5 protein-coding genes are annotated in these 5119 nt (G+C 54.5%); 3 read left to right on the plus strand and 2 right to left on the minus strand.

The features are described 5' to 3' along the window. Nucleotides 1–314: 314 nt before the first annotated feature. On the minus strand, nt 315–959 hold the full coding sequence (locus ACMTNU_RS20030; protein ID WP_413937066.1) for a zeta toxin family protein: 645 nt from the start codon (nt 957–959) through the stop codon (nt 315–317). A gap of 11 nt (nt 960–970) precedes the next feature. After that, a complete protein-coding gene (locus ACMTNU_RS20035; RefSeq protein ID WP_413937062.1) occupies nt 971–1342 on the minus strand; it encodes a type II toxin-antitoxin system prevent-host-death family antitoxin in 372 nt (123 codons plus the stop codon). A gap of 132 nt (nt 1343–1474) precedes the next feature. On the opposite strand from ACMTNU_RS20035, the gene ACMTNU_RS20040 reads away from it, so the two are divergent. From ACMTNU_RS20040 to ACMTNU_RS20050, 3 genes are all read left to right on the plus strand, one after another. Then, the gene (locus ACMTNU_RS20040; RefSeq protein ID WP_413937063.1) at nt 1475–1990 is read left to right on the plus strand and encodes a DUF4112 domain-containing protein; all 516 of its coding nucleotides are present in this window, start codon (nt 1475–1477) and stop codon (nt 1988–1990) included. Between the two features lie 77 nt (nt 1991–2067). After that, nucleotides 2068–4089 (plus strand): ATP-dependent helicase, encoded by a 2022-nt coding sequence (locus ACMTNU_RS20045; RefSeq protein ID WP_413937064.1) that lies wholly within the window; start codon nt 2068–2070, stop codon nt 4087–4089. Nucleotides 4090–4169: 80 nt separating this feature from the next. Next, nucleotides 4170–5030 (plus strand): hypothetical protein, encoded by an 861-nt coding sequence (locus ACMTNU_RS20050; protein ID WP_413937065.1) that lies wholly within the window; start codon nt 4170–4172, stop codon nt 5028–5030. Nucleotides 5031–5119: the final 89 nt, after the last annotated feature.

Consider the following 5119-nt stretch of genomic DNA (forward strand, 5'->3'; position numbering starts at 1 on the left):
TGTAACCATAAGGCCTCCAGCTTACCTCATGGTTACGAAACGCCCTAATTACCTTCCGATTTGAAGGCCGAAATCATAGACTCTTCGGCCTACCGATTTGTGAGAGACTCAAAAGGCTTCATGGCCGACCTTGGTAGAATGTCCTAATCGCGTTCTTGGGATGGACCCCACTCTGAGCTGAATAGGCGTATGCATATTGCCGCTACCGCCTCTTCTATATGGAGTGGGTCCTACGGAATCAGAAAACTACCCCGCCTGAAATTTAGCTTGCTGGGGGCGTCTCGCGTGCCCCTCTGGCGAGTGTGTATGTAGATTTATGCCGGGAAGGTCGACGATCGGTGCAGTTTGAGCGCAGCGGCGACGATCGGCTTGGCCCAGTTCGGCGTGGCGGTCAGGTCCGGCGGGCCAAGAACTCTGCTGCGTTCCAGATGCAGTACGAGTTTTAGCTGAGGTATCCGTCCGGCTGCCGGGTCTGCATCTGCACTATTATCGTACATATGCAGAGCGGTGAGGTGGGGTAGCAGTGCGATGAGGTTGAGACGGCTATGTTCGTAGCGCTGATGGATATCGTGCGCAGGAATGTCGTGACCCCCTCGGCTGACTCGATCTTGCACGCGCGCAATGTGCAATCCCGGGCTGGATAGTCCTACATACCAGACGTACACCTCGATCCCTTGCTCAGCAGCTTTCACAAGGAGGCCGGTGATGGTATTTCCGCCGAGGGTAGTCTCAAATGCGAAATCCAGGCGCCTTTCAATTGCCCGATTGAGCAGCCTCAGGCCCTGGCGCCAGGCTGCGCTGTTGACGTCAGTTTGTGGGAGGGTAGGGTCTTTTTCTCTGAGGGTCCGGGCTGCTTCGTCCGGATTGAAGTACTTGCCTCCGTGTTGGTGAATGGCTGCTCCGCCGATGCTGCTTTTCCCCGCTCCATTGACGCCGGCGAGCACATGAATGCGCGGCAGTCTGGGTCCGCTCATGCCCGTTTGCGCACCGATGCGCGATGCTTTCGGGCGGCCTTGACGGCGGCGCGCCCCAGTTCTACCGGAGAAGCGTGAAAGGCCGCCTCGACCCCTTTTCTCGCTGATGGTGTCTGCATCTGGGTCAGCAATTCGTCGAATTCCGCATTTAGGTCGTCTAGCGAGCGGCTGCGTTCGTTTACGAGTGATTCGAATTCGGCGAACGAGAGGAGCACAGCCTTGGGTGTGTCATGGCGGGTAATGGCGACTGCGCCGCTGTGTATCGTTTGCTCTAATATTGCACCGAACTCGTTCTTGACTTTCGTGGCTGCTACGGTGGAAATCTCGACGAGTTGTCCGTGGCTGTTTCTAAACGTTAGTTTTGGCATGATGTTCTCGCTAAGAGTTTGACTAATAGCCAATATGGGCTAATTGTACATATTAGCTATTTTAAGGTCAAATATGCGCCTCCGCGGCGTCCCTTGCTATAAATGCGGTTCTGATACGCGTATCCATATCCCATGACTTCTCATCGTCAATCCTCATCGCCCATCGAGGTTCTGCCGCGCGATGAGGGGCGGGAGCATCTGCTTGCGATTGCGGATATTCTGGCCAAGGTGCTGGATACGTCGATCAGAGTTCCTGGGACATCGTGGTCGATTGGATTGGATCCGTTGCTTGGACTGATTCCAGGGATCGGCGATGTCATCGCCAATCTGATCGGAACGGTCATTCTCGGTATCGCGACACGCCTCCAGGTGCCACGCATCGTGCTGACCCGCATGAGCCTCAACCTCCTGATCAATGGCACAGTCGGGGCAGTTCCAATCGTCGGAGATCTTTTCTCGGTCTGGTTTCGAAGTCATGCCAGAAATGCGGCGCTGCTCCGAGAGGCAGCCCTGAAGCCCGATCGTGAAACCCATGCCGATTGGTTCTACGTGGCTGGAATTATCGGCGGTACAGTGGCGCTCTTGCTGCTGACGATCGCCTTTGTGATTTGGTCGGCTATCAAGCTGTGGACGTTCGTGGCCGTGTAAATCTCGGTCAGGGTATGGTATAGATCAATCCTTCCTGAAGAATCAGAGCGTGTAACAGTCCCTTCCATATTTTCTCTATGGAACGAGAAGTTAAAACCTATGTCTTGAAACGGCCGACCGAGGAGGCCGTACCGCGCACGTTGTCGATCGACTATGCGGCTGCACTGAATTCCCAGCAGTTAGCAGCCGTGACAGCGGGTGATGGTCCCTCCCTGGTCATTGCGGGCGCCGGCAGCGGGAAGACCCGCACGTTGGTCTATCGGGTAGCGTATCTCATCGACTCTGGTGTGGATCCCTCCAATATTCTCCTACTCACCTTCACGCGCAAGTCCGCTCAAGAGATGTTGGAGCGGGCTGGTGAACTGATCGGGATGAGCAGTCGTCGCGTGTGTGGCGGGACGTTCCACTCGGTGGCGAATTTGCTGCTACGGCGGTACGGCCGGTCAATTGGGATTGAGCCCGGTTTTACTATTTTGGATCGCGGTGACGCGGAGGACTTGATAGCCCTGGTTCGATCGCAGCTGGGGTTGAACGAAAAAGACAAGCGCTTCCCCCGCAAGGGAACGATCATGGAAATGATCAGCAAGAGCGCGAATACCTTGCGCAGTCTCGACGAGATTATTCTAGAAGAGTTCAGCCATTTTGCGGATCACTTGGAGGATCTGGGACGGCTCCACAAGGCCTATGAGACGGCGAAGCGGCAGAAGCAATTGTTGGATTACGACGATCTGCTTGTGATGTTGCGACAGCTGCTCCTGTTCGATGAGGCGGCTCGCACGAATATTTCACGTCAGTATCGCTATATCCTCGTGGATGAATACCAAGATACGAATCGATTGCAGGCCGAAGTCATCCGCCAGCTGGCGACGACCCATCAGAATGTGATGGTCGTCGGGGACGATTCGCAGTCCATCTATGCCTTCCGGGGGGCGACGTTTAAGAACATCATGGAGTTCCCGGAACTGTTCCCTGGTACCACCGTCTATAAGTTGGAAGAAAATTACCGCAGCACCCAGCCGATTTTGAATCTGGCCAACTGCATCATCGAGGAAGCGACCGAGAAGTATGCGAAGCGCCTCTTTACGAGAAAGATCGATGGGCCATTGCCGTCACTCGTAGAAGCGGCGGGAGAGAATGCGCAATCACGATTCATCTCGCAGAAGATCCTTGAGCTTCGCGAAGAAGGCGTACCGCTGAGTGAGGTGGCCGTGCTGTTTCGTTCGAGCTTCCATTCCTTTGATTTGGAAATCGAGCTCTCTCGCAAGGAGTTGCCCTTTATCAAACGCGGCGGGATGAAGTTTATCGAGACCGCTCATGTCAAGGATTTGCTGGCGCATGTGCGAGTCGTGGCGAACCCGCTCGATACGGTCAGCTGGCATCGTGTGCTGATGTTGGTGGAGGGTGTCGGGCCAAAGAAGGCTCAGGATGTACTTGCGGCAATCGTGAAGACTGAGCGGCCGTTCGAAGTGCTGCGCGGAGTGAACGGTCGTTCCGGGCAGGGGCTGAAGGCCTTAGCGAATACGCTGGAGAGTCTGGCTGGATCGGAGGACCCGAAGCCGGAACATCACGTCAGCCAGATCTATGAGTACTATCTTCCCATCCTGAAGGACCAATACGACGATTATCCGAAACGCACGAGAGATCTGGATCATCTCCACACGATCGCCGAAGGCTATCAGGGTATCGATGAATTTCTGGCCGATCTGGCGCTGGAACCTCCTGACGGCAGTGTTGTGGGTGTGGAAGCGTCTGATCGCGATGATGAGCGGCTCGTGCTTTCCACCATCCATTCCGCGAAGGGATTAGAGTGGCAGTGTGTCTTTGTGATTTGGGCCGTTGACGGGAGGTTTCCGTCCGCCTATTCCTTTGTGGCTGATGACGAATTGGAGGAAGAACGGCGTCTGTTCTATGTGGCGGTCACGCGGGCCAAGCGGCATTTGTTTTTGACATACCCCATAAATGTGTACGATCGGACGAGCGGGATGTTGCTCTCGAAACCGTCGCGATTTCTCGATCATGTGTCTTCTGACCTTCTCGACATGCTCGCCCTTGTCGAAGAGGGTGGCGGAGACTGGGGAATGGCGCAAGACCTCTATTGATGTGGCTATTCTCTGTTGTCCCCCCCGCGCGTATGACAGGCGTCACAATTCGATTCCTCCTGCTGTGGTGCTGGTGGTGGATGTCGGTTGCTTTTGTGGAGGCAGCGATCAGCTCTCATCCTGAGCAGGAGAGTGCAAACCAGTCCTGGGTGCGTCTTTTGGCAGAGGCAGAGCGGTTACGCTTGCCGACGAAGTTTCTTCGAGTGCTCCCACCTGATTTTATCCATTTTGAGTTTGATGAGCTTCGGACCTATGCTGCGGAGTACCATCCCGGTGAACACCGGATGCTTCTGAATCGAACTCTGTCGCTCAATGCTGCGGGGAGAGTACTCAAGCCGCTTGGGAGGATGACGCATAAGGAGCTAGAGGTGATATACCATGAGCTGTTTCATGCCTATATGGATTATCTCACGGCCAAAGGCATCCAGCTTGGTGAGGCTGAGCACTCCTCGGAAACGCTCCTGCGCGTTGCGAAAACGCAGCAGGTTTGTCGTTATGGAGAAGTGATGATTACTCCGATCGTTCAGCGAATGGACGAAGTGGAGTCGCGCTATTTGACGGAGGCGGAATCGTGGGAGGCCTTGAATGAAACTTGGGCGGTCTTTGTCGGATGGGTGGTGTGGAATCAGTTGGAACTGCTACAGCAGACGGGGAAATCCACGTTTTTGGGTGGGCGGGATGCGCAGCAATGGATTCCGCGGCTCAAAAGGGCCTTTGAGCAAGGTGAGTTTCGTGGGTACTATGTCCCAGAAGAGCCTGGCGAGCGACGTCTCGCGCAGAAACGATACTTAGCCAAATCCTCACAGCTGTCTTTGGAGGAAGCCCTTGTTATTATGGAGCAAGCGATTGGTTTTTCGAATGATTTTGTTAAGATGGCCGATGCATCATTCGGTTTGACCTGGCGATCTGCCTGTTTGACTGAGAAGGAAAGAGTGAACTAAAAAGGCCTGAGGCCAAATTCTCCTCTTGACATCATGTAAGTTCATCAATAGAATCCGGCATTTCGTAACCTAGCCTGTCCGAGCACTTC

Source organism: Nitrospira sp. BLG_1, assembly GCF_047338595.1.
Taxonomy (GTDB): Bacteria; Nitrospirota; Nitrospiria; order Nitrospirales; family Nitrospiraceae; genus Nitrospira_D.

Excerpts from the sequence above, each read along its gene's own strand:
- ACMTNU_RS20035 (WP_413937062.1), bottom strand. The coding sequence starts at position 1,342 with ATGCCAAAACTAACGTTTAGAAACAGCCACGGACAACTCGTCGAGATT.
- ACMTNU_RS20040 (WP_413937063.1), top strand. The coding sequence starts at position 1,475 with ATGACTTCTCATCGTCAATCCTCATCGCCCATCGAGGTTCTGCCGCGC.
- ACMTNU_RS20045 (WP_413937064.1), top strand. The coding sequence starts at position 2,068 with ATGGAACGAGAAGTTAAAACCTATGTCTTGAAACGGCCGACCGAGGAG.
- ACMTNU_RS20050 (WP_413937065.1), top strand. The coding sequence starts at position 4,170 with ATGTCGGTTGCTTTTGTGGAGGCAGCGATCAGCTCTCATCCTGAGCAG.